The following is a 22320-nucleotide window of genomic DNA, read 5'->3' on the forward strand; positions in this document are numbered from 1 at the left end:
GTCAGTAGACCAGTTGGCTGGTGCTGTCATTGTTGGTGATGATGATCTCCCCGGCATCGGCCAGTTGCTTGGCGGTTTTCAGAATGCCCAGCCGCGCCTCTTCCACATCGCGGGCGCGCACCGCCCCCATCATTTCGATCTCGTCGCGCACCATATTGGCGGCGCGTTCGGACATGTTGGACAGGAAGCGGTTCTGCATCCCCTCATCCAGCCCCTTCAGCGCATAGGCCAACTGGTCGCCTTCGCAATTGCGGATCAGCACCTGGATGGCCTGCGGGTCCAGCCGTGCCAGATCCTCGAAGGTGAACATCAGTTGCTTGATGCGGGTGGCACTTTCCGGCATCCGGCGTTCCAGCGGGTCCATGATCATGTCGAACACGCCCCGGTCGGTGCGGTTGAGGATTTCCGCCATGATGGCGTGGCTGTCATGGCCCAGCGTGCGCACATAATTGGCCATGAACTCGCTGCGCAGGGTCTTTTCCACATCTTCCAGCACGTCGCGCGGCACGGCTTCCATCTTGATGATGCGGGCCACCACCATCTGCACCAGATTGGCGGGCAGCAGGCCCAACACCTTGGCCGCATGTTCGGGCCTGATCTTGGTCAGCACCACGGCGATGGTCTGGGGATGTTCGTTGCGCAGATATGTGGCCAGCACCTGCTCGTTCACATTGCTCATCTTCTCCCACATGGTCCGGCCGGCGGGACCACGCAGGTCGGCCATGATTTCCTGCACCCGTTCCCCGTTCATGAATTTGGACAGGAAACGTTCGGTGGTATCGAAGGTGCCGGCCAGTTCGCCTGTACCGGCGAACCGTTCGGTGAAATCGCGGATCAGCCGTTCGACAATCTTGCCCGACACGGTGCCCAGGCCCGCCATGGCATAGGAGACTTCGCGGATTTCATCATCCTCCAGCCGTTCCATCAGGCGGGAACCGCGTTCCTCCCCCAATGCCAGCAGAATGACGGCGGCCTTCTCGATCCCGTTCAGGCTTTTATAATCGCTGCGTACCTTCAACATGGGCGGAACCTCCGGCGGATCAAACGCGGTCGGGAAGGGAAGGAGGCGGGGCGGCATCGGCGCCCAGCCAGTTATTCAGGCGGTAGAGGTGGCTCAGCACTTCGGCCACGGCCATCATCGCCTCGATGGGGATGTTGTTGCCCGGCTCCACACTGGCCAGCAGGGCGGCAAGGTCGCTGTCCTCCCGCACCGGCACGCCATGGGCAAAGGCCAGATCGACGATGCGTTCAGCCACCGCGCCCCGGCCAGAGGCGACGACGCGCGGCAGGGCATCGTCACCCCGGCGGTATTGCAATGCGGCGGCGCGGGCGGAGCCGCGCGGCGTGGCCGGGCGGCAGGCGGGATCATCCCCCATCATCCACCCCCGCCATAGGAACGCACCAGGCTCTGTGCCACCAGCAGCCAGCCATCCACCAGCACAAAGAAGATGATCTTGAACGGCAGGGAGATGACGACCGGCGGCAGCATCATCATGCCCATGGCCATCAGCACGGCGGCCACAATCATGTCGATGACCAGGAAGGGCAGGAACAGCAGAAAGCCGATTTCAAACGCCCGGCGCAGTTCGGAAATCACAAAGGCCGCCACCAGGGTGCGCAGGCCCGGTTCCGCCTTGGCGGCCTCCGGGCCTTTGGGCACCCCGGCGGGGGTGGGCGATCCGGCCAACTGGCTGAAGGCCTGAAAGGCATCCAGATCCTTGGGCCGGACATGGGTTTTCATGAACTGGCGGAACGGGTCCACCGTGCGTTCCAGCGCCTGTTCCTCGGTAATCTGGCCATCCACCAGCGGCTGCACGCCGTCAGTCCAGGCGCGGTCCATGGTGGGGCCCATGATATAGGCGGTCAGCAGCAGACCCAGCCCCACCAGCACCATGTTGGGGGGCGTCTGCTGCAGGCCAAGGGCAGAGCGCAGCAGCGACAGCACCACAACGATGCGGGTGAAGCTGGTCACCATCACCAGCAGGCCCGGTGCCACCGACAGCACCGTGACCAGCGCCATGATCTGCACCAGCCGGCCGGAGAAGGAAGCACCCCCCGTGCCGGCATCCAGCGTGATTGATTGGGCATCCGCCGGCCCCGCCAGCAACAGCAGGGCCAGACCGGCGGCCAGGGCGAACGCCCCGATCCAGCCAAAGCCGCCATCGGCCGGGGGCGTTTTCAGGGGCCGTCCTTCTGAACGGTGGGGCGCGCGCATCAGATCAGCCCAAGCTCGGCCTTGACGATTTCCGTCATGGTGACGCCCAGATTGCCCTCATCGACAATCACCACCTCACCGCGCGCAATCAGCCGGTCATTGACATAAACATCCACGGCCTCCCCCACCTTGCGGTTCAGTTCCACCACCGCACCCCGGCCCAGTTTCAGCAACTGGCTGACCGGCATGGTGGTGCTGCCCAGCACCACCTGCACATTGACCGGGACGTTGAAGATGGCCTTCAACTCGTCCCGGTCCTGCGGGGCGACCGTTTCTTCGTCACCGGCGGGGGGGAAATTCGCCTGCTGTGCGACCATGGTTTGATCCTTTGTCAATGCCGGTTGGCTGTCGTCGGTTCGGGATATGTCGTCGTCCCGCCCCTCAGGGGCGGGCGATGGTCAGGCGGCTGATGGCGATGGCGACCGCATCGCCCAACTGGCGCTCCAGGCTGCGCGGGCTGTGTTCGGCCCCGCCGCTGCCCCAGTCGGCGCGCGCGGCACCGGCCGGTTGCGTTGCATCGGCGATGATGTTGATCTTGCCCCGGAATCCGGCCTTGGCGGCCAGATCGTCGATCTGCGGGCGCAGCCGTTCGGCGGCTGGCGGGGCCAGCCGCAGATCCAGCACCGGCTGGCCCACGGCGGCGGCCAGCACTTCGGCCAGCAGATTGTCCAACTCCGCCTCGGCCACCGCATCCAGCAGCGGCGGGGCCAGCCGGCCGACCAGGGCCGTCACCACCCGCACCGTATCCTGTTCCAGTTTGGTGCACAGGGCATCCAGCCGGCTGCCGGCGCTGTTAAGGGCTGCTTCCACGGCGGCCAGCGCCTGGGTCTGCTGGGCCTCCACCGACTGGCGCAGGGCCTGCTGGCCGCGTTCGAACCCGTCGCGGGCGCCCACTTCCAGCCCCTGCTTGAAGGCGCGGTCGCGCACCGCTTCCAGGTCTTCTTCGGTGAAGCCACCCATATGGAAGGCGGGCGGCTGTTCCGGCGGGCTGGCCGGATCATTGCCGATGCTGTCGGCCGGGAACTGCATATTGAACAGGAAAGGCCGCATGATCAGGAATTCCCTTCATAGATCCAGCCGCGCAGCACGTTCACGCTGTCTTCGGGATGGGTGTCGACCATGGCGGCCAGCCGGCGCAGGGCAGCGGCGCTGACCCCGCCTTCCACCGACCGCAGGTCGATCAGGCTGTCCATCTCGTCTTCCAGCGACATGCCACTGCCATTCTCATCTTCCTCGTCCCCGGCGGCAGTGGCAGCCACGGCATTATTGGGCGGCGGGGCGATCTGCGGGGCGGCGGCGGGCGCCTCGCTGGTCAGTTGCGGTGCAGCCTCACCCGCCATGTCGGACGGCACGCCGGCCAGGGCCGGCGTCGGGGCCAGTCCACGACCCAGCAAGGGGCGCAGCGCCATGACCACCAGCAGGGTGACGGCCAGGGCGGCGATGCCCCAGGGCAGATAACGCTTCCAGCCCTCATCCGCCGCTGCCACGGCGGCGGCCACCTCTGCCGGCACCGGCTCTTCCAGGAATTGCAGGTTCTCCACCGTTACCTGATCGCCCCGGTCTTCGGAAAAGCCGATGGCCGTGCGCACGACATTTTCCACCTGCCGCAACTCGGCCTCGCTGCGCGGCTGATAGGTGCTGGCCCCGTTGCCGCCGGCCAGATAGGTGCCGTTCACTACCACGGCCACCGCCAGCCGGCGGATATCGCCGGCATCCTGCACCCGCTCGCGCAGCTTGGAGCTGACCTCGTAATTGGTCGTCTCTTCCTCCCGCGCGGTGTCGGAGCGCGACCCGGTGGCCGGCGCATCATTCACATTTTCCAGCGGCAGATTCTGTTCCACCGTCGTGGCCTTTTCCGTCTGCCGGTCGCTGGAATTTTCCCGCTCATTCACCGTCTGCACCGAGCGTTCGACCCTGCCATTGGGGTCATAGGTCTGTTCGCGCAGGGTTTCGCGGCCCAGATCCAGTTCGGCCGCCACCCGCACCCGCACATTGCCGGGGCCGAATTTCGGCACCAGAATTTCCTCAATCGCGCGGGCCAGCCGCTGTTCGGTGCTGGCGCGCAGTTCTTCGGCCCGTACCAGGGCCATGCCGTCGGCGGCCCCATCCTCGGCGGCCAGCACCACGCCCGACCCGTCCATCACCGTGACATTGCCCGGCCGCAGCCCCGGCACGGCAGCCGATACCAGATGGCGCACGGCCAGCGCCTGCGACCGTTCCAGCCCCGCCCCCGCCGTGCGCACCACCACGGAGGCCGATGGCGGGGCGGTCTGTGCCTGGAATGTCTCATTATCCGGCAGGGAGAGATGCACGCGGGCCGAGCGCACGCCGTTCAGCGTCTGGATGGTGCGGGCAAGTTCGCCTTCCATCGCGCGCAGCCGGTTCATCTTCTGCATGAAGGAGGTCATGCCCAGCGCACCCTGGCTGTCGAACAGCTCATAGCCCACACCGCCGGCGCTGGGCAGGCCCTGCTGGGCCAGTTCCATGCGGATGCGGGCGATCTGTTCCACCGGCACGCGGATCACACCGGCCCCGGTGCCCACCTCGTGCGTCACATTCATGGTCTGCAACTGCGCCAGGATGCGCCCGGCCTCCGCATCGTCCAGCCCGGCATAGAGTACGCCCATGGTGGGACGGGTCACGGTGAAGGCAACCAGCCCCACCGCCAGCAGCACCAGGGCCGCTGTCACGCCCATCAGGGCCAGCCGCTTCGGTCCCAACGCCGTCAGGTTCTGAAGGAGTTTCGCCACGCTGGTGCCTCGGCTCTTTAACGTTTCTGGAAACCGGCCGCGGCTATGTTCAGCCCGTGACCTGGACGCAACCTTAGCCGAGGCACTTTTAACGGGCGTAAAAACGGCGACGGAAAAAGTTCAGACAAATTCACGAAAATACTTCGGAATTGCCCTGTATCTTCTGCGGCGGGATCGACGATGACTGACAGTACATTTGATCGACTTGAAAAGCGTCTGCCCCCGCCGGCCAAGGCGGCCACGCCGGACCGGCGGCGCCTGATGGTGATCGTGGGTGTCGGGCTGGCGGGCGGCGTGCTGGGGCTGGCGGCCGGGCGGCTGACGGCGCTGGAAGATAACAAACAGGCCGCCGATCAGGCCGCACGGGCGGCCACGGCCGCCCAGTTCGTCACCCTGCCGGAAATGCTGGTCAATCTGCGCGGCACGGCCAGCGTGCGGCTGATGAAGATCGGCGTCACCCTGCAGGTGGCCCCGGACAATAACGCCAAGCTGGCTGCCATGGCGCCGGTGCTGGTGGATGGGTTGCAATCCTATCTGCGTGGCCTGGATGAACATGATCTGGAAGGAAGGCTGGGCGTGGAAACGCTGCGCACGGAAATCCTGCGCCGGGTGCGCCTGCTGGCCGATCCGCTGCCGGTGGAAGGCGTGCTGCTGCGCACCTTGATCCTGCAATGACACGAGCGGTCGTGTCCGGCGGCGACGGCCGCCGCACCGCTCGTGATGTTGGCGGCGGCGATTGAGGGGCGGGAATAATGGAGGGAGATCGGCGATGAGCGATACCGAGATGCCGGGCATGGAAGAGGGTGGCGACGGTGGCGATGATGCCCTGGCCTGGGAATCCATGCTGGGCAGCGAAGGCGACAAGATGTTGAGCCAGAAGGAGATCGACCGCCTTTTGCAGTTCGACGATATTGCTGGTGCCGCGCCCCGCAGCGTCATTGACCAGATCGTCAATTCCAGTTTCGTCAATTACGACCGGCTGCCGATGCTGGACGTGATTTTCGACCGGCTGGTCCGCCTGCTCTCCTCCTCCTTCCGCAACATGACCACGGGCAATGTGGAAGTGACGGCGGAGGCCCCGGACTCGGTGCGCTTTGGCGATTTCCTTTCCGGGGTGCCGCTGCCCTCCCTGATCACCGTGGTGAAGGCGGAGGAATGGGACAGCACCCTGCTGCTGACCGTGGATAGCGAGCTGATCTATTCCATCGTCGATATCCTGCTGGGCGGGCGGCGCAGCGAACCGGCCCCCATCGATGGTCGCCCCTATACGGTGATTGAACGCGCCCTGGCCGAACGCGCCATCAAGATGGCGCTGCGCGACCTGTCGGCGGCCTTCGCCCCCCTGACCGTCGTGCAGTTCGCGCCGGAACGGATCGAGACGAACCCGCAGTTCGCCACCATCACCCGGGCCAATAATGCCGCCGTCGCCGTCACCTTCCGCATCATGCTGGATGGGCGGTCAGGGGGCATGAGCCTGCTGATCCCCTATGCCTCGCTGGAGCCGGTGCGCAATGTGCTGTTGCAGCAATTCATGGGCGAAAAGTTCGGCCGTGATGCGATGTGGGAAACCCATCTGAAATCGGAACTGCGCCGCACCAATGTGGACCTGTCCGCCGTGCTGGGCCAGGCCACGGTCAATCTGGCCGATATCCTGAACTGGAAGCCCGGCACCCAGTTGAAACTGGATGCACGGCCGGAAACCCGCGCCACGCTGACCTGTGGCCATGTGCAGATGTTCGCCGGCGAGATGGGCCAGCGCAATGGCCGCATCGCCATCCGCATCGAAACCGACCTGGGCGGCCAGGATGAGGTGATCCATGGTCTTCTCAAGCGTTGAGGCGCTGTCCCCCTTTCTCAATCTGGCCATGGCGGCGCTGTTTCTCGGCACCCTGTTCTATCTGGTGCGGCTGAATGAGAAGGTGACGGCGATGCGTGGGGCGCAGTCGGAACTGCGCACCCTGTTGCGTGCCTGTTCCGATCAGGTGGATGGGGCGGAAAAGGCCATCACCACCATGCGCGGCGTGGCCCAGCAACTGGCGGGCGATCTCGGCCGCTCCCTGGAAGAGGCGGACCGGATGAAGACCGCCATCGATGCCACCACCGCCGAGATTGCCGCCATGCTGGCCCGGTTGGACGCGGGGGCGGCGGCGGTGACGGCACAGCCGAACCCGGCGTCCCCGCAAGGGGCCAAGCGCGGCAAACCGGGCAAGCAAGTCCCGCCGCAGCAGCGCGGCCCCGTCCGCCCGGCCGGCCCCACCGACCAAGGCGACCGTGCCGCCGCCCTGCGCCTGTTCCGGGAGACATTCCGTGCGCTTTGATGCCAAGAAGCTGGGCCAGGGTCTGGCAAAGGGCTGGCCGGCCAAGCTGCCGCGCCCGCGCCTGCTGCCGGTGATGATCACCATCTGCGGTCTGGCCGCCCCGCTTTATGCCGCGTCGGTGGCCGCGTTCGGCGATGATCCGGTAGCGGAAAAGCCCCAGGCCGCCGCCACCCCGGCACCGGCCAATGCCCAGGCTTCGGCCGCTGCCTCCGCCAACAGCAGCGCAGATGCCGGGGTGACCGACCTGCTGGCCCACCCGCCTGCCACCGGCAATGCCAATCTTGCCAGCCTATCGGCCTGTGAACCGGGGCTGGCCGACATGCTGACGGCGGAGCGCAAGGCCCTGGCCGAACGCCGGGCGGAATTGGAGGTGCGGGCGCAGATGCTGGCCGCCGCAGAGGCCAAGGCCCGCGAACAATTGGCCCGGCTGGAGGCTGCCGGCAAGGAAGTGACCGGCCTGCTGGACCGCCGCGCCAGCATGGCCAAGGCCGATCTGCAACGGCTGGTGGCCATCTATGAAAGCATGAAGCCCAAGGATGCCGCCCGGCTGCTGAATGAAACCGACGCGGAAATCCTGGTCGATCTGATGGATCTGATGCAGGAACGCCGTTCCGCCCCCATTCTGGCGGAAATGGATGCCGCCAAGGTCAACAGCTTGACCCGCACCATGGCCCAGCGCCGCCTGCTGCCGGCCGACCGCAACGGCTCCGGCAGCAAAAGCCGCGCCCGCAGCACGACACAGACGGCGGAACGGCCGTAAAGCGCCAAAGGGGCTGCTCCTGCGTGATACGGGAACAGCCCCTATGGTGTGGTGCGATTTCATAAAGGCCGCTGAGGGTGCCAGCGCTCTTTTTCCGTTTTCTAACCCGCTACCCCGGCTTTCTCTACCGTCACCCCGGCGAAGGCCGGGGTCCAGGTTCGTAGAGCGAGGCGCCTGTGGCCCCTGGACCCCGGCCTTCGCCGGGGTGACGGTGAAGAAGCGGGATGATGGGTGAGAAAAACGACCGACCCCAGAGAAAGCGGGAGCAGCAGAAACCGCCCCCACCGCCCCCTTACGAGGCCAACTCGTCCGCGATATTCTCGCTGGTGTCATCGGTGGCGTTGATGGCCTCGGCTTCCTGCTGCACCACGCGCAGGATGCGGGTCAGGAATTCCTGCTGCCACAGGCCACGCTCAGCGGCTTCGGCCTTGGTGGGGGTGAAAGTTTCCACCTCATCGCGGGCAACCACGCCCTTGGCGGCCAGCAGGCGCTCCAAGGTATCCAGGCGCTGGCGGGTCACCGACAGTTCGGTGGCCAGCGCCATGGTGATGGTCAACAGCCGTTCGGTTTCCCAATTTTCCAGGAAACGCGGACGCTTGCCGGTGGGCTTGGCGGAGGCGGCGTACAGGGCGAACGGAACCGACATCACTTCACCTCCTTGCGGGCACCAACCACGTGCCAGGCGGCCTTGCGGCCATAATCCTCACCGTCATCCTCGGCGGCGTCGGGGAACACGCTCTTATCGACCACGGCGGTGACGCCGCCATGGATCAGGCTGTCAGCCGGGAAGCCGGCGGCAACCAGCCAGGCATCCAGATCGACCTCATGCATCTTGGTCCAGAACGGTTCGGCGTTATAGAACGCGTCCCAATCGCGCATGGCCTGTTCGAACAGCGGCATGGTGGCGGCATATTGCGGCTGTTCGACATGGGCGACGATGCCGCCCGGTGCCAGCAGGCGATAGCTTTCCTTGAAGATGCGCTGCATGGACGCGTAGCTGGTTTCATGCAGGAACATGGTGGACTGCACCCAGTCAAAGCTGCCATCGGCAAACTGGGGCAGGCTTTCCACATTGGCCTGCACGAAGGTGACATTCTTCACCCCCAGGCTCTGCGCCCGGGCCAGACCATAGCGCAGCATCGGCGCGCCGACATCCACGGCCACCACCTCGGCATCCGGATAGGCCTGGGCGATGGGCAGCACATTGTGGCCCAGGCCGCAGCCGATATCCAGAATGCGCTTGGGCTTGAAGTCCGGCAGGTTCTTTTTCACCCAGCGGGCAACGGCCTGACCACCGCCATCATTGAAGCGGCCCAACATGCCGCCGGTGGTGGCGAACAGGCCGCAATCATAATTGGCGGCATTGGCCACATCACCCGGACCATATTCGGTGTGATAGCTGCCAGGCATACAATGATGGTCGATGGCTTCCACATAGCGCGGCAGCTTCAAATCCGGGTCCAGCACCAGCCGGTCGCTATCGGCCCCGATCAGGGCGGCGGCGCGTTCCACCAGTTCTTCGCGCTGGCGCAGGGTGACCCAGCGGCCGGCCTGCTGGCGGGTTTCCATGGTGGAACGGCGCAGCGCCGACCAGAGCTGCCAATAGGGATCCTTGGCCAGGGCCTTGCGCACCTCGTGCCGATCCTTGAAATCGCGGCTGTGCTCCGCCTTGAAGGTGGGGGCGACGCGCTTGTCGAAGGCGGTCTTCACGCCCGGCATCACCTTGCCGGCCAGAAAGCGGTTCATCTGGGCCAGGAAATTGAACCGCTCAATCTCGTCATGGGTCAGCGTGGGATAGATGCCATGCTGACCGACCACGCGGTAATCCGGCGGGCCGTCATAGGCGGCCAACGCCGCCTGGGCGCGTGCATCGGTAATGTTACCCGAACCATCCATGCTTGAAGCCTCCTTATTCGCGGCCCCGGCCGTCGAGGGCCGGGGCTGATCGCTGGGATGGATAAAGCCTAGGGTCGGATGGTACCGATTGCCTCACACCCAATTGTCAAAAGCTACAAATTTTGTTTGTGACTTCGAATATGTTCGGTCAATTCACAACCCGGTTTTGTGCCGATTTTCCCGCGTGTGATTGGACAGCACACCTAAGAGTTCAGAATATGTCAGGACAAATGGGGTCGCCCGTCAGTGTCTGTCTGGAGAAGTCCTCTTCGCTTTCAACTTCACCGTTACCCCGGCCTTCGCCGGGGTAACGGGGGAACAAAGAAAAATCTCTCAGACAGACCCTGAAAGGGGGCGGCAAGCCCCATGAGCGTTCAACAGGAACAGGATCGGGTCATGGAACTGCTGGGTATGTATTTGGATGAACATCTGGTGCTGCGTTGGCTGCACATCATCGCCATGGCCTATTGGCTGGGCGGGGAATGGGGCGTGTTCAACGCGGCGCGCAATATCGCGCGGCCCGATCTGCCGCTGGATGAGCGGCTGCGCCATATGGAAACCGCCTATCGCATCGATATTCTGGCCCGCACCGGCATCATCCTGCTGCTGCCGCTGGGGCTGCATATGGGCAATAATCTGGGTGTGCAGCCGCTGGGCGGCCCCTGGCTGGTGGGCATGTGGATTTTCGTCGCCGGCTGGCTGTCGCTGACGCTCACCGCCTTTTTCCAGCGCGGCAGCGATCTGGGCATCCTGCTGACCAAGCTGGATGAGGCGATCCGGTATTTCGTCATCCCGGCCTTGTTCATCACCGGTGTCTATAGTCTGGTGACCGGCGGCCCCTTCACGGCGCATTGGTACGCCGCCAAGGCGACCCTGTTCTCCGGCCTGCTGATCATCGGGCTGATCCTGCGCTTTGTGATGCGGGACTGGGTGACCGATTTCCGCAAGCTGGTGTCGGGCGGCCCTAATGCCGCCATTGAACAGAAGATGGCCTCGGCCATGGCGTTTTCCCGCAAGCTTGCCTATTTCTACTGGGCCGGCATCATCACCATGGCCTTCCTGGGCACGGTGAAGCCGATCTGACCTTGCAGGCACAGGCCCGATGGAACTGCGCGATCTGGAATATTTCCTCACCGTGGTGGAGACGGGCAGCCTGACCCTGGCAGCCCGTCAACGGGGCCTGAGCCAGCAGGCTTTATCGAAAAGCCTCGCCCGGCTGGAGGGGGAGCTGGGTGTCGCCCTGCTGGAACGCACGCCCAAGGGCATCATGCTGACCCGCATGGGCGAGGCCTTGTTGAGCCGCGCCCAGAATGTGCTGGCGGAGGTGGCGCATTTCCGCCGCGATGTGGATGTGGCGCTGGGGCGCAGCACCACGCAATTTGCCATCGGTCTCAGCCCCATTGCCGCCTCCGGCATCGGGCGGCACGCGGTCAGCGCCCTGTTGCGGCGCTTCCCGCGCCTGGTGCTGAAGGTGGAGCCGGGGACGGCCCCGCATTTCGTCCGGCTGCTGCTGGCGGGGGAGATCGATCTGGCCGTCACCACCGGCATCCCCGGCATCGACCCGCAGATCATGGCCACCAGCTTAGGTGATGAGCGCTGGCTGGTGGTGGGGCGGGTGGGCAACCCGAAGCTGGCGGCGGCACGCTCCATCGCCGATCTGGCCGATGCCGACTGGATTTTCGGCAAGCTGCCGGACGGGCTGGATGAACGGGTGGACCAGCATTTCATTGATGCCGGCATTCCCCCCATCCAGCCGCGCATTTCCACCAGCACCAGCGATTTCGGGATGCAGATGCTGGGCAGCAGCGACATGCTGGCCATTCTGCCGCATTCCATGGTGGAAGGGGTGCCGGGTCTGATGGGGCGCGATCTGGCGGATGGGCGCTGGACCACGCCGCTGGTGCTGCTGCGCCGCCGCCGCGCCACCCTGACCCCCGTAGAGACGGAGATGATCGACCTGCTGCGCCAGGAGGCGGGGCGGTTGCGGGAGATGGCGGGGGGTGGGTGATCAGAAAATTATTTTTCCTTCCAGCGACGTGCCGTCTCACCACCGTCATTCCTGCCTGCGCGGGAATGACGGTTAGAGTTCTGAAAATAAATAGAAATTTTGTGGCCACCCTCTGAGCGAAAAAAGGAACACCCCATGCCCAGCGGTGCCGCCCCCCGGTATCAGCAGATTGCCCAGATGCTGCGGGCCCAGATCGGCAATGGCACCTATAAGGTGGGCGATACGCTGCCGACCGAGCATGAGCTGTGTGCACTTTATGATATTTCCCGGCACACGGTGCGCGATGCCCTGCGCCTGCTGACCGACGAAGGGTTGGTCAGCCGCAAGCGACGGGCCGGCACGGTGGTGACGGCTCCGCCGGAACCGGCCATGTTCGTGCAGCCGCTGGGCGGCTTTCAGGATCTGCTGCAATATGTGCGCAGCGCCCGGCTGGGCGTGATCTATTACGGTCCCGCCCCGGCTGACGGTCTGGCTGCCACCATCCAGGTGGACCCGGCGCAATGGCGCGAACTGCGTGGCCGGCGCGGCAATGGCGCCAAGACGGTGGGCCTGACGCGCATGTTGATCCGGGGCGATTGTGCGCCTGATCCGGGGGAGATTGTCGGGGCGGCCACCGTGGCCGATGCCATTGAAGCCCGGTTCGGTGTGGCCGCCAGCCGCATTGACCAGCAGATCAGCGCTATCGTGCTGGATAGCCTGCTGGCCCAGTTGCTGGGCACGGCCACGGGCAGTGCGGCGCTGCTGACCCGGCGGCTCTATCTCGATGCCCAGGGACATCTGTTCCTGGCCAGCGAAACCGTCCACCCAGCCGACCGCTTTGTTTATTCGATGAGCTACGCCCGGGAACGGGGGGAGCATTGAGGTTCCGTTTGAAGAATTTTCCTGATTTCCAGCTTGCTCCTATGGTCACTCCGGTCACCTTGGCTGTCGCCTTGCTGGAAAGCGTTCAGCCCCTGTTCCCAAATATGAATCAAATTTAACCCAATTTTATTCAAGCACTGGCCGGGCTTTTAAAGCGGCTTTAACCCGGTTCGTATCAAATTTTAGAAAAATAAGCTGTGGCGAGACGAACCACACCGACCATTGACCGAAACCGAAGGAGTGTAGAATGCCATTGGCCGATTCCCTCCAGTCCGAACTCCACATGTTGCTGGACAGGGCCGCCTCTTTCAGCGACGAGCGGGCGCTGGCCCGGCTGCACCAGATGCTCACCTGTCTGGCCGAAGGGGCCGAACTGGTGGATTACAGCCTGGATGTGCCCGATGGTCTGGGCCATATCCCGGCCTTGCAGCGGGCGATCCTGACCCAGAGCCTGTTGAAAGTGGAAGCAGCCGGCTGCTGCTGACCATAAAAAACGATGCCCTGAAGGGTGTGCTGACAACCCGTCCTTCCCGGCACAAGTCGGGAACCGGCGGTCAGCCCTTTGCGGCGGGCGGGGTTTTCAGGCGGCTTTCCGCCGCTTCCAGATCCGACCAGAATTCCTTGAACAGTTCCACCCGAAGCCCATAGCTGCCGTCGCGCTTGGCCGTATCGGGGTGGAATTTGCGGGCAAAGGCCGCTTTCAGCGCCGAGATTTCCCGCAAGGCGCTCACCGCCTCTTCCCGTACCGGGGCCGGCATGGCCACAGGCTTGGGCTTTTCCGTTGCCGGTGTGGCCGTCGGGGGGATTGTCTGCACGCTGTCGGCGATGAAACGGGCCTGGGCCGTCGGCTGGAAATAGGCCTGAATCCGCCGGGCCACCGGCACATCCAGACAGACATAGCTGACCGCCATCTGACCCCGGTCAGGATGGCTGCGCACCACGCGCAATTCCGCCGGAAAGACGAAATGCTGCGGCCCGGCCATCAGGTCAATCTCGGCCGACAGGCGGCTGCCCCGCTCCGGCAAGGGCCCGTCTGCTGCCAGCAGCAGGCCGTTCTGGCTCCAGTTCAGCAGGCCGAACGAACGGCCCCCGATCAGCGCCTGCCCGTCGGTCACCGGCTCCCGCAACTGGCGGCGTCTTTCAAAGAATTGACTGCGCATGGGACAGGTCCACCCGAGAAGGGCCTGTGGAGGGAGGCGGATACCGGCACAGTAAATCGCCGTTTGGTTAGGGCAAGATTAAGGTTGGGCACTCCCCCGCACAATCCATCCGAACGGATGGGGCATACCGGGCCATATTCGTTTCATATAAGGGAATTTGTTATAGAATGCGTCCACATGGGCAACAGGCGATGCGGATGCTGACCGGGACCGAAGGGTTATTGCAGCTATTGGCGGAAGGGCAGGCGACGGGCACGGCGGTGCTGATCGATCTGCGGGCCGTGCCCCATGCGGAGAACCCGCTGTTCCGGCAATCCATCGTCGCCTTGGTGGACCGGTTCGCCGCTCAGTTCCGGCCGGAAATTGTCGATATCGGGCGTTTCGCCCAGGTCTATCTGTTTCAGGACCGTTCGGCCGATCCCTTCATCGCCAAGCTGAATGCCGTGGCGGCCGATTTCGCCGACCAGCATATGGCGGCCCCGCGCGTCGGCGTGTTCCGCCTGCCGACGGAGGGGGCCAAGCTGGCGGCGCAATTGCGCAAGGCCGCCCCGCCGGCGGAAAAGCAGGTCGTCAGCGCCCCGCCGGCCCTGACGGCGGCGGAGGCGCAGCAGCTGGCAGCCATCCATAAGCTGGCAACCTATGAACAGGTGCTGGCGGGGGCCGATGTGTCGGCGCTGATCCGCGAATCACCGGTCTGGCGGCTGGAAGACGGGTTCTGGAACCTGCATTTCAGTGAGGTGACGGTCGCCATCGATAATCTGGAGCGCGCCGTCGGCACGCCGCTGCGCCGCGACCCCTGGCTGTTGCAGCAGATTTCCCCCATTCTGGACCGCCGGGTGATCCGGCATTTTCAGCATGAACATGTCCGCCTGTTCCGCGCCCATTCCATCAATCTGAAATGCGTCACCGTGGTGGATGCGGTGTTTCATGAATTCGTGCGCGAACTGACCTATGACCAGCGGCGCAACCTGATCGTGGAACTGTCGGTGCTGGACAGCGACCTGACAGAGGACACGATCAATGAGGCGGTGGATGTGCTGCGCCTGTGGGATTGCCGGGTCGCCATCGACCAGCTTTCGCCGCGCAATACCGATGCCGGCTTCCTGCCGCTGAAATCGGTGGACCTGCTGAAGCTGGATATCACCCGGCTGCATGTGGATGCGGCGGGCCGGCTGCCGCCCCTGCCGGACTGGATGGTGAAGTTCGGCGTCGACCGCATCGTCGCCGTGCATCCCCATGATGATCAGGTGATCGCCGCCTGCCTGGCGCTGGGCCTGCGCATGATCGAACGGCGCGACCGTCCCTCCATACCCGCCGACCGGCGGATGCTGCCGGGGCGGTAACACCCGCTTCCTCCCTTGCGCGGCCGGCCGTACCGGAACTTCCGCTCGGAATGCCCGGCACCCCCGGTTCGTCGCCACCACCAGGGGGATAGCATCAATATTGCGAATAATTTCCATTTCCATTAAGCATGGCCAGCGATAGCGGGCGCAGATATGGGGATGGGAGTGGCGGAGGGCGCGGCGGCGACGGTGATCGGCCAACTCTATGCCAGCCATGCCCATTGGCTGCAGGGTTGGCTGCGGTCGCGCACGCACTGTGCCAGCCGGGCGGCCGATCTGACGCAGGATACGTTCTGCCGGCTGCTGGAACAGCCCCGACTGCCGCCGCTGGCCAGCCCGCGCGGTTATCTGGCCACCATCGCCCGCCGTCTGCTGATCGATGATATTCGGCGGCGGGAGATTGAGCGGGCCATTGCCGATATTTGTGCGCTGCAGTCCGGTGAAGCCAACCTGCTGACGCCCGAGCGTATCGCGGAGGCAACGCAGTTTCTGGATATGGTGGCACGCCTGCTGGATACCCTGCCTGAACAGGCCCGCATCGCCTTCCTGCTCCGTCGTGTCGAGGGGTTGAGCCAGCAGGAGGTGGCGGCGGCGCTGGGCGTTTCGCTCGCCACCGTCAAGCGCTACATCGCCCTGTCCTATGCAAGCTGCCTGTCCATCATGGAGGCGGCTTGACATGCTGGGGGCGGGTGGCACCCCGGTGGAGGTCATTCAGCACGCGGCCCAGTGGGCCGCCCTGCTGGATGCCGGCGATATGGGGGAGGCTGACATGGCAGCCTGCCGGGCCTGGTGTGCGGCTGATCCGCTGCATCAGGCCACACTGGACCGTATGATGGGCTTCACCGGCCGGATGGCGACGGCAGCACCGTTCGAACAGGCGGCCTTGCGCCGGCTGCTGCGCAAGCGGTCGCGCCGGCCCCTGCTGTCCGGCGCAGCGGCGTTGGTCGTGCTGGTCTCCGGCATCTGGGCGGCCTGGCCTTTGTTGCCGCTGCTGAGATTGTTCCCCGATTACCGCACCGCTCCCGGTGAACAGCAGGTTGTCGATCTGGTTGATGGCAGCCGCCTGACCCTGGATACGGATGGGGCACTGGATGTGAAACTGGGGCAGGAACGGCGGCTGGTCCGTCTGCTGCGGGGGCAAGTCCTGGCGGAAGTGACGCCCGCCCGCGACCGTCCTTTCGTTGTGGAAACGCCGGAGGGCACCGCCACCGCCCTGGGCACCGCCTTTGTCGTGCGGCGGGAGGCGGGGGGCACGCTGGTCACGGTGGTGGAATCGCATGTCCGGGTCTGCGCCGCAGCGCCGTCCGCCCAGACGCCGCCTTGCCGCGATCTCGGCCCGGGGGAAAGCGTGCATCTGTCTGCCCGGATGGTGGCAGTACCCCACCCGGCTGATCCGGCCCGCGCCACCTTATGGACCAAAGGCTGGCTGGAGGTTGATGACCGGGAGGTGGCGGATGTGCTGGCAGAGTTGAACCGTTACCGCAACCGGCCCATTCGTTTCGATCCGGCTGCCCTGCGCGGCCTGCGGGTGACCGGCAGCTTCCCATTGACTGACATTGATCAGGCGCTGCTGGGGCTGGCCCGGACGGCGCGTCTGCATATCGACCGCGATGCCGCTGGCCCTGTCGCCGTTCGGCCGGCGGGTGCTGGCCAAAAAAACTGAGCCGTTTTTCCGCTTCGTCCGTCCCCCTGATGAGAGGGTCAGTTTCAAGGACGATACCGATGTTCAGTTTTCGCAAAACCACCCTGCGCGGGGCCGTTGCCCTGATCGCCCTGGCCGGGGCCCTGTCGCCCGCTGCGGGGGCCGATGGGGTGGTGGCCGGGCCGGTGACGGAATTCGATATTCCCGCCGGCTCTCTGGGAGCGGCCATTGCCCGCCTGGGCCGACAGGCAGGCTTGATGGTGACGGTCGATCCCGCCCTGGTACGCAACCTGCAAACCGAGGGCTTGCGCGGCCGCTACAGCCCGGCAGACGCCCTGGGCCGGCTGCTGGCCGGCAGCGACCGGCAGGCCAGGGCGGATGGGGCTGGCGGTTTCATCATTACGGCGCGGGGAAATGTCGCCAGCGCTGCCCCGGAGGGCGATATCGAGATCGTGGTGATCGGCACACCGGAATCCCGCTATGTCAGCCGCAAACCACAGGCTGGCAGCCGCATTGAAAAGGATATTCTGGATACCCCCCGCTCAGTTGATGCCATCCCGGAACAGGTGCTGCGTGATCAGCATATCCGCGAATTGAGCGAGATTTACCGTTATTCCGCCAACGTGGTGAATAATGACGGATATGGCGGCACGCGGGAGGATTACATTATCCGGGGCTTCCGCCGCCGCGATGACGTCTACCGCGACGGGGTTCGGCTGAAGACCAACAGCATCGTCGATCCCAGCACCGTCGCCAGCGTGGAATTTCTGAAAGGCCCCACCGCCGATATCGGTCAGATGACACCGGGCGGGCTGGTCAATATCATCACCAAGAAGCCGCAGCTTCAGGATTATCGCCGGATCGAGCTGAATACCGGCAACCAGGGCGAACGGCAGGCCTATGCCGATATCACCGGCGGCTTTGCCGCTGACCGCTTCGCCTATCGCCTGACCGGCAGTTACGAGAACGGCCATACGTTCCGCAATGAGTCCAAGACCAAGCGCCGTTTTGCCAATGGCAGCCTGAGCTGGTTCGGGGAAAGCGGTGCCACCGCCAATCTCACCTATGAGCATGGCAATGACGAGCGGCCATTGGATCGCGGTTTTATCACCCTGCCGGTAAGTGGCAGCAGCACCCTGCGTCAGGTGCCCGCCCTGCCGCGCTCCTCCCGCCTGGATGCCCCCTTTGCCCGGCGCTCCTCCCGCTATGATCTGGCCTCTGCCGATCTGGCAATACCGGTGACGCCGGATTGGCAGTTGGAAGCTAAACTGCTCTCCAACACCGAAAATACGGACGAAGTGCATACCGAGGTTCGTTCCATCGCGGCCAATGGCCGGTTGGTGCGGCGGGTGGAAGGCAATGATGATCGTGATCTGGAAACCCGCTTCGGGCGTTTGCAGATGCGTGGTCAGGGGGATCTGTGGCTGCCTTATAAGCTGGTGTTTGGTGTGGAATATCGTCGCCAGACGGAAAGCTGGATCAATTATGTCGGTGCCAACCAGAGTTTCGGCACCGCCTTTGATCCACAGTCGGAAATGCTGCGGAATGACGGGGCCAAACCGGTGCAGCGCACCCGACGGTCGGTGCAGCAGGAAGATTGGGGGCCCTATGCCCAGGCCGATATTCAGCTGGCCGATCCCCTGACGTTAACCCTTGGTGCCCGGCGGGAAGCCTATAAGGGGGGCTTTGCCAACCAGGTCATCATTGGCAGCGGCGGCCGGTCGGCCTTCTCCTATCCCACCAGCTACAAATTCACCAAATCCGGTGCCATCACCTATAAGCCGGAGGAAAGCTGGACGCTTTATGCCAACTATTCCGACACGTTCCAGCCGCAGAATTTCTATGAAAACAGCACCCAGATCTTTCCCGCCCAGGAAGGCCGCATGTATGAAGCGGGTGCCAAAAAGGCGCTGTTCGGCAACCGGCTGCTGTTGACTGCCGCCTATTTCGACATCAAGCAGAGCAATCTGGTGGAAGTCTCCAACGGTGTGCCCTTCCTGTCCGGCGGGCAGGTGTCACGCGGGGTGGAACTGGCCGTCATCGGCTCCCCCCTGCGGGGATTGAATGTCCGGGCCGGCTTTGGCCATGCCGATGCAGAGGTGGTCAGCCGGGATGCGGCGACCAATGGCATGTTGCCGACCAATGTGCCGCGCTATAACGCCAACGCCTATGTCAGCTATGAAATCAAGGATGAGGACAGCCCCCTGCGCGGCCTGGGCCTGGGGGTCGGGGCCGTCTATGTCTCCAACCGCTATGGTGATATCCAGCACAGCTTCTCCATCGGTGATTATGTCGTCGCCGATGCCACGGCCTGGTATTTTCTGCCGTTGGGAACGGGCCGCCAGATCCGCCTGACGGGCGGGGTGAAAAACCTGGGGGATGCGCGTTACTACACCGCATCCGGCGGCACCTATCGCATCGCGGTGGGGGCACCGCGCACCATCTTCGCCGGCCTGGCGGCGGAGTTCTGAGCCATGATGGCGCACGATCCGCAGCGAGCCTGGGCCCTGCTGGCCCTGTTCGAGCTGGCGGCCGGCGGCGCGGCCATCGCGCTGCTGGGCACCGGTCCGGGTATCATCATGGCACTGTTCCTGCTGGGCATCGGTGGCACGGTGCTCAGCTGGCTTTATCGCGGGAAGCGACGCTGATGCGTACGCTGCTTGTCACCCTGCTTACCCTGGTGGTGGGGTTGCCCGCCTGCCTGGCGCTCGCCGTCCTGCTGTTGCGGGCGGCGGGGCTGCGGGGGGATGCGCTGGGCTTTGCCGTGCTGATCACCGGCAATCTGGGCTGGATTTTGCTGCTGTTCGCCGCCCTGTGGCAAACGGTGAAGGAAAAGGACTGATGACCGCCAAGGAAATCGCCAAGCGGCTGCTGGCCATGCATGGGGCTGTCAGTCTGGTTTTTCTGTTGTTGATCTCCTGGTCGATCTGGACGGGCATCCTGTCGCTTTATGCCGATCTGGCGCGGCCGTGGCTGCGGGCCGATGTGGCCGCAGCCTTCGACAGTCCCGCCCTGTCCCCCATGGCGGTGCTGGATTTCACCCTGCAGGGCGGGGATGTGGGGGATAACTGGAATCTGCTGGCCCCCACGCCCCTGCGGCCCTTTCATGTCTATGCCGGTCCTGTTCCCGGCAGCGGGGCCCCACAGGTATTGATGGTCAACCCGGCGACCGGATTGCGGGCACCCTGGAACAATCTTGCCGCTGACGGGCTGTTCCGTCGCATCCACACCGATCTGCTGCTGCCCAAGCCCTGGGGGCGGCTGGCCATGGGGCTGACCGGGGCGCTGATCACCATTCTGGCGGGCACCGGCCTGTTCATCCATGGCAAGCAGATCCGCGATGCCTGGCGCTGGCGGCGCAGTTCGGCGCTGCTGGATCTCAGTGAAAGCCACAAGCGTATTGGCCTCTGGCTGACGCCGTTTCTGCTGCTGATGGCACTGACCGGTGCCATTCTCGGGCTGAAGATTGCAACAGCCCCCCTTTCGCAAGCGCTGGGCGTGATGGGGGAAAAGCCGGAGAAGCCAGACGCCACCCGGTCGCTCGAACTGGGACGGCTGGATCGCTGCGTTACGGACGCGCTGGCGGCCGCACCGGAGACGCGCTTTGCCGGGATCAACCGGAACGGTGACCGTGTGGAGGTTCGACTTTTGCGCCTGCGCAGCCTGCAATGGTGGGGCGAAGGCGGGGGAAGTGTGCGTGCCCTCTGCGACCTTGCCGGCGGTCCCGTCCGGCTGGTGCAGACGGCCCCGGCTGGCGGCATCTGGGGCGCGCTGGAAAGCGCGCTCCGCCCCATCCATTATGCCCGCTTCGGCAGCACCGTGGTGCTGGTCGTCTATATCCTGCTCAGCCTGCTGTGCCTGTGGGTAATCGACAGCGGCATGAAACTGCTGTGGCTGCGCAAGGCGGGAGATGGGGCCAGCAGCCTGTCCTGCCGTCTTTATCGGGCCAATAACCAGCTTTATGCCGTTCTGCCCCTGCTGTTGCTGGCGGCGAACCTGTTTGCCGGCCAGACGCCCTGGCTCCTGCTGGGGCTTACCGCCCTGGTCGTTGTAACGCTCAATCTGACCCGCTGGGCAGGGTGGCTGTATCATCCGGTCTTCGCCTGGGGGCTGGCGACGGCCTACTTGCTGTTGATTGCAGGGCGGCATTGGCTGCTGCCATGGACCGGGGGGGCGGTGATCCCTGTGCTGCTCACCGATCTCAGCCTGCTGGGCATGGCTCTCTGGCTGGTTCGCCCGGTCTGGCTTTCCTCAAGCGTCGGCACCAACAACCAGGGCATGGGCAATGCCCCTGGGTAATCCGTGCTGAACATTTGGGGGCCAAGTGACGGAATTGCTTCACGCGGGTGGGAAAAGGCCGGCGAGATCAAGCCACAGCCGGTGGTCACTCAGCGGGGTTCCTGGTGGCAGGTCCGGGTTGTTCAGCCGCAACACCCGTACCCCCAGAAAGCGGTTGGGCCGGAAAACGCCAGCGGTGGCCGGGTGGTGCTCCATGAAGCGGCGAAGGCCGCCATCCGCGACCAGCCCTTCCAGGCCCGCCTGCAGCCGCTCGGCCAATTTTACATTGTTGCGGGAGACAAACAGATACATCGGCATGGGATAGGCGATGATCAGCCGGTCATAAACCACCAGATCGTCGCCGCCGAGCGTCGCCACCTCCCCATCAATCTCATTCACCGCGCGGGGCAGGTAATCGCATTCGTGCGTGCGCATGGCCGGATAGGCCAGGTCGATCCAGTCATATTCGACCACGCGCAGGCCGCCGGCACGCAGAATGTCATTATCCGGCCAATAGGCACCCTGGCAGGCCTTGAATCGTCGCAAATCATCCAGATCGCGGATGGCATCAAAGCGGGCCACATCCTGCTTGCGGATCACCAGCGCCCGCTGGCCGGTCAATCCCATATCCAGTGGAATGCGGATGGCCAGAGCCTGGCTTTCGCGCTGCCGGCTGGTGGCGGTCCACAGTACATCCAACTGGCCATGTTCCAGCATGGCCAGCAGCCGCCCCTGCGGGCTGGAGCCCGGCACATCCACAAGGCGCGCCGGGCCGAAGCGGGCTTGGGTGCGCGCCAGCACCAGTTCGATCAGGTCACGGTAATAGGAGCGGACATTCTGCCCGGCGGCAGAGCCATTATATTCGATCCGGTATTCCACCGGGGCCTGCGCGCTGGCTGCCCCCGCCAGCAGCGCTATCAGCCAGACCCCTGCCAGAAGCCGGTTAAAGGCCGCCCGCATCGCGGACCCTCCGCTTTTGCTTGTTTTCATCATCCTAGCCAATGGGGCGGAAAATTGCAGCCTCCAACAATATCAAATTGATAGGGCCTATGCTTTTGTATGGGGTGGCCGCCCGGTGCGCCTTATCGC

At 64.5% G+C, this 22320-nt stretch carries 25 protein-coding genes; 15 read left to right on the forward strand and 10 right to left on the reverse strand.

What is annotated here, in order from left to right; all coding sequences use genetic code 11:
* Position 1: 1 nt before the first annotated feature.
* The 6 genes from GE253_RS05370 to fliF all read right to left on the reverse strand — a co-directional run bounded on the left by GE253_RS05370 (position 2) and on the right by fliF (position 4965).
* Positions 2–1021 (reverse strand): flagellar motor switch protein FliG, encoded by a 1020-nt coding sequence (locus tag GE253_RS05370; protein WP_089288149.1) that lies wholly within the window; start codon positions 1019–1021, stop codon positions 2–4.
* Between the two features lie 19 nt (positions 1022–1040).
* Entirely contained in the window at positions 1041–1379 is a 339-nt protein-coding gene (locus GE253_RS05375; RefSeq protein WP_247878490.1) for an EscU/YscU/HrcU family type III secretion system export apparatus switch protein, read from the reverse strand.
* Positions 1376–2215 carry a flagellar type III secretion system pore protein FliP gene (gene fliP, locus GE253_RS05380; RefSeq protein ID WP_153203114.1) on the reverse strand — a complete coding sequence of 280 codons (840 nt, stop codon included), beginning with the start codon at positions 2213–2215 and terminating at the stop codon, positions 1376–1378. The genes GE253_RS05375 and fliP overlap by 4 nt, the downstream gene beginning before the upstream one ends.
* Positions 2215–2532: a flagellar motor switch protein FliN gene (gene fliN, locus GE253_RS05385; RefSeq protein WP_244559509.1), complete on the reverse strand. Its 318-nt coding sequence runs from the start codon at positions 2530–2532 to the stop codon at positions 2215–2217. Before fliN ends, fliP begins: the two co-directional genes overlap by 1 nt.
* Before the next feature lie 64 nt (positions 2533–2596).
* Entirely contained in the window at positions 2597–3265 is a 669-nt protein-coding gene (locus GE253_RS05390) for a hypothetical protein (protein ID WP_153203115.1), read from the reverse strand.
* Positions 3266–3267: 2 nt separating this feature from the next.
* Positions 3268–4965, reverse strand: a complete 1698-nt coding sequence (gene fliF, locus GE253_RS05395; protein WP_153203116.1) for a flagellar basal-body MS-ring/collar protein FliF — start codon at positions 4963–4965, stop codon at positions 3268–3270.
* Positions 4966–5145: 180 nt separating this feature from the next.
* Here fliF and GE253_RS05400 point away from each other — a divergent pair, with 180 nt between their 5' ends.
* The 4 genes from GE253_RS05400 to GE253_RS05415 all read left to right on the forward strand — a co-directional run bounded on the left by GE253_RS05400 (position 5146) and on the right by GE253_RS05415 (position 8043).
* On the forward strand, positions 5146–5640 hold the full coding sequence (locus GE253_RS05400; protein ID WP_153203117.1) for a flagellar basal body-associated FliL family protein: 495 nt from the start codon (positions 5146–5148) through the stop codon (positions 5638–5640).
* Between the two features lie 94 nt (positions 5641–5734).
* Positions 5735–6802, forward strand: coding sequence for a flagellar motor switch protein FliM (gene fliM, locus GE253_RS05405; protein WP_247878491.1), 1068 nt, complete (start codon positions 5735–5737; stop codon positions 6800–6802).
* On the forward strand, positions 6783–7283 hold the full coding sequence (locus GE253_RS05410) for a DUF6468 domain-containing protein (RefSeq protein WP_153203118.1): 501 nt from the start codon (positions 6783–6785) through the stop codon (positions 7281–7283). The genes fliM and GE253_RS05410 overlap by 20 nt, the downstream gene beginning before the upstream one ends.
* Complete coding sequence (locus GE253_RS05415) at positions 7273–8043, forward strand: hypothetical protein (RefSeq protein WP_153203119.1); 771 nt, start codon at positions 7273–7275, stop codon at positions 8041–8043. The genes GE253_RS05410 and GE253_RS05415 overlap by 11 nt, the downstream gene beginning before the upstream one ends.
* Positions 8044–8335: 292 nt before the next feature.
* Here the strand turns inward: GE253_RS05415 and GE253_RS05420 are convergent, their stop codons facing one another.
* The gene (locus GE253_RS05420) at positions 8336–8689 is read right to left on the reverse strand and encodes a hypothetical protein (protein ID WP_153203120.1); all 354 of its coding nucleotides are present in this window, start codon (positions 8687–8689) and stop codon (positions 8336–8338) included.
* Positions 8689–9939: a class I SAM-dependent methyltransferase gene (locus GE253_RS05425; protein ID WP_153203121.1), complete on the reverse strand. Its 1251-nt coding sequence runs from the start codon at positions 9937–9939 to the stop codon at positions 8689–8691. The genes GE253_RS05420 and GE253_RS05425 overlap by 1 nt, the downstream gene beginning before the upstream one ends.
* A gap of 366 nt (positions 9940–10305) precedes the next feature.
* Between GE253_RS05425 and GE253_RS05430 the strand changes: the two genes are divergently transcribed.
* The 4 genes from GE253_RS05430 to GE253_RS05445 all read left to right on the forward strand — a co-directional run bounded on the left by GE253_RS05430 (position 10306) and on the right by GE253_RS05445 (position 13292).
* The gene (locus tag GE253_RS05430; protein ID WP_211101353.1) at positions 10306–11022 is read left to right on the forward strand and encodes a hypothetical protein; all 717 of its coding nucleotides are present in this window, start codon (positions 10306–10308) and stop codon (positions 11020–11022) included.
* A gap of 19 nt (positions 11023–11041) precedes the next feature.
* Entirely contained in the window at positions 11042–11947 is a 906-nt protein-coding gene (locus GE253_RS05435; RefSeq protein WP_153203122.1) for a LysR family transcriptional regulator, read from the forward strand.
* Between the two features lie 135 nt (positions 11948–12082).
* Positions 12083–12808, forward strand: a complete 726-nt coding sequence (locus tag GE253_RS05440; protein ID WP_153203123.1) for a GntR family transcriptional regulator — start codon at positions 12083–12085, stop codon at positions 12806–12808.
* Positions 12809–13055: 247 nt separating this feature from the next.
* A complete protein-coding gene (locus GE253_RS05445) occupies positions 13056–13292 on the forward strand; it encodes a hypothetical protein (protein WP_089288147.1) in 237 nt (78 codons plus the stop codon).
* Positions 13293–13362: 70 nt separating this feature from the next.
* Here GE253_RS05445 and GE253_RS05450 read toward each other — a convergent pair whose 3' ends face one another.
* Positions 13363–13968, reverse strand: a complete 606-nt coding sequence (locus tag GE253_RS05450) for a PilZ domain-containing protein (protein WP_153203124.1) — start codon at positions 13966–13968, stop codon at positions 13363–13365.
* Positions 13969–14165: 197 nt separating this feature from the next.
* On the opposite strand from GE253_RS05450, the gene GE253_RS05455 reads away from it, so the two are divergent.
* From GE253_RS05455 to GE253_RS05485, 7 genes are all read left to right on the forward strand, one after another.
* Positions 14166–15311, forward strand: a complete 1146-nt coding sequence (locus GE253_RS05455; protein ID WP_153203125.1) for a hypothetical protein — start codon at positions 14166–14168, stop codon at positions 15309–15311.
* 165 nt (positions 15312–15476) lie between these two features.
* On the forward strand, positions 15477–15986 hold the full coding sequence (locus GE253_RS05460) for a sigma-70 family RNA polymerase sigma factor (protein WP_348770776.1): 510 nt from the start codon (positions 15477–15479) through the stop codon (positions 15984–15986).
* Between the two features lies 1 nt (position 15987).
* The gene (locus tag GE253_RS05465) at positions 15988–16974 is read left to right on the forward strand and encodes a FecR family protein (RefSeq protein ID WP_173012512.1); all 987 of its coding nucleotides are present in this window, start codon (positions 15988–15990) and stop codon (positions 16972–16974) included.
* A 59-nt stretch (positions 16975–17033) separates the two neighbouring features.
* Positions 17034–19424 carry a TonB-dependent receptor gene (locus GE253_RS05470; RefSeq protein WP_173012513.1) on the forward strand — a complete coding sequence of 797 codons (2391 nt, stop codon included), beginning with the start codon at positions 17034–17036 and terminating at the stop codon, positions 19422–19424.
* A 3-nt stretch (positions 19425–19427) separates the two neighbouring features.
* A complete protein-coding gene (locus GE253_RS05475; RefSeq protein WP_153203129.1) occupies positions 19428–19601 on the forward strand; it encodes a hypothetical protein in 174 nt (57 codons plus the stop codon).
* Positions 19601–19795: a hypothetical protein gene (locus GE253_RS05480; RefSeq protein ID WP_153203130.1), complete on the forward strand. Its 195-nt coding sequence runs from the start codon at positions 19601–19603 to the stop codon at positions 19793–19795. Before GE253_RS05475 ends, GE253_RS05480 begins: the two co-directional genes overlap by 1 nt.
* Positions 19795–21252, forward strand: coding sequence for a PepSY-associated TM helix domain-containing protein (locus tag GE253_RS05485; RefSeq protein ID WP_153203131.1), 1458 nt, complete (start codon positions 19795–19797; stop codon positions 21250–21252). The genes GE253_RS05480 and GE253_RS05485 overlap by 1 nt, the downstream gene beginning before the upstream one ends.
* A gap of 39 nt (positions 21253–21291) precedes the next feature.
* Here GE253_RS05485 and GE253_RS05490 read toward each other — a convergent pair whose 3' ends face one another.
* Positions 21292–22191, reverse strand: coding sequence for a transporter substrate-binding domain-containing protein (locus GE253_RS05490; protein ID WP_173012514.1), 900 nt, complete (start codon positions 22189–22191; stop codon positions 21292–21294).
* Positions 22192–22320: the final 129 nt, after the last annotated feature.

This window comes from Niveispirillum sp. SYP-B3756 (assembly GCF_009495745.1).
GTDB lineage: Bacteria > Pseudomonadota > Alphaproteobacteria > Azospirillales > Azospirillaceae > Niveispirillum.

Bases quoted from the DNA above. Each gene is read 5' to 3' on its own strand.
- GE253_RS05370 (WP_089288149.1), bottom strand. From the start codon at position 1,021: ATGTTGAAGGTACGCAGCGATTATAAAAGCCTGAACGGGATCGAGAAG.
- GE253_RS05375 (WP_247878490.1), bottom strand. From the start codon at position 1,379: ATGATGGGGGATGATCCCGCCTGCCGCCCGGCCACGCCGCGCGGCTCC.
- fliP (WP_153203114.1), bottom strand. From the start codon at position 2,215: ATGCGCGCGCCCCACCGTTCAGAAGGACGGCCCCTGAAAACGCCCCCG.
- fliN (WP_244559509.1), bottom strand. From the start codon at position 2,532: ATGGTCGCACAGCAGGCGAATTTCCCCCCCGCCGGTGACGAAGAAACG.
- GE253_RS05390 (WP_153203115.1), bottom strand. From the start codon at position 3,265: ATGCGGCCTTTCCTGTTCAATATGCAGTTCCCGGCCGACAGCATCGGC.
- GE253_RS05400 (WP_153203117.1), top strand. From the start codon at position 5,146: ATGACTGACAGTACATTTGATCGACTTGAAAAGCGTCTGCCCCCGCCG.
- fliM (WP_247878491.1), top strand. From the start codon at position 5,735: ATGAGCGATACCGAGATGCCGGGCATGGAAGAGGGTGGCGACGGTGGC.
- GE253_RS05410 (WP_153203118.1), top strand. From the start codon at position 6,783: ATGGTCTTCTCAAGCGTTGAGGCGCTGTCCCCCTTTCTCAATCTGGCC.
- GE253_RS05420 (WP_153203120.1), bottom strand. From the start codon at position 8,689: ATGTCGGTTCCGTTCGCCCTGTACGCCGCCTCCGCCAAGCCCACCGGC.
- GE253_RS05425 (WP_153203121.1), bottom strand. From the start codon at position 9,939: ATGGATGGTTCGGGTAACATTACCGATGCACGCGCCCAGGCGGCGTTG.
- GE253_RS05430 (WP_211101353.1), top strand. From the start codon at position 10,306: ATGAGCGTTCAACAGGAACAGGATCGGGTCATGGAACTGCTGGGTATG.
- GE253_RS05435 (WP_153203122.1), top strand. From the start codon at position 11,042: ATGGAACTGCGCGATCTGGAATATTTCCTCACCGTGGTGGAGACGGGC.
- GE253_RS05440 (WP_153203123.1), top strand. From the start codon at position 12,083: ATGCCCAGCGGTGCCGCCCCCCGGTATCAGCAGATTGCCCAGATGCTG.
- GE253_RS05445 (WP_089288147.1), top strand. From the start codon at position 13,056: ATGCCATTGGCCGATTCCCTCCAGTCCGAACTCCACATGTTGCTGGAC.
- GE253_RS05450 (WP_153203124.1), bottom strand. From the start codon at position 13,968: ATGCGCAGTCAATTCTTTGAAAGACGCCGCCAGTTGCGGGAGCCGGTG.
- GE253_RS05455 (WP_153203125.1), top strand. From the start codon at position 14,166: ATGCTGACCGGGACCGAAGGGTTATTGCAGCTATTGGCGGAAGGGCAG.
- GE253_RS05465 (WP_173012512.1), top strand. From the start codon at position 15,988: ATGCTGGGGGCGGGTGGCACCCCGGTGGAGGTCATTCAGCACGCGGCC.
- GE253_RS05470 (WP_173012513.1), top strand. From the start codon at position 17,034: ATGTTCAGTTTTCGCAAAACCACCCTGCGCGGGGCCGTTGCCCTGATC.
- GE253_RS05475 (WP_153203129.1), top strand. From the start codon at position 19,428: ATGATGGCGCACGATCCGCAGCGAGCCTGGGCCCTGCTGGCCCTGTTC.
- GE253_RS05480 (WP_153203130.1), top strand. From the start codon at position 19,601: ATGCGTACGCTGCTTGTCACCCTGCTTACCCTGGTGGTGGGGTTGCCC.
- GE253_RS05485 (WP_153203131.1), top strand. From the start codon at position 19,795: ATGACCGCCAAGGAAATCGCCAAGCGGCTGCTGGCCATGCATGGGGCT.
- GE253_RS05490 (WP_173012514.1), bottom strand. From the start codon at position 22,191: ATGCGGGCGGCCTTTAACCGGCTTCTGGCAGGGGTCTGGCTGATAGCG.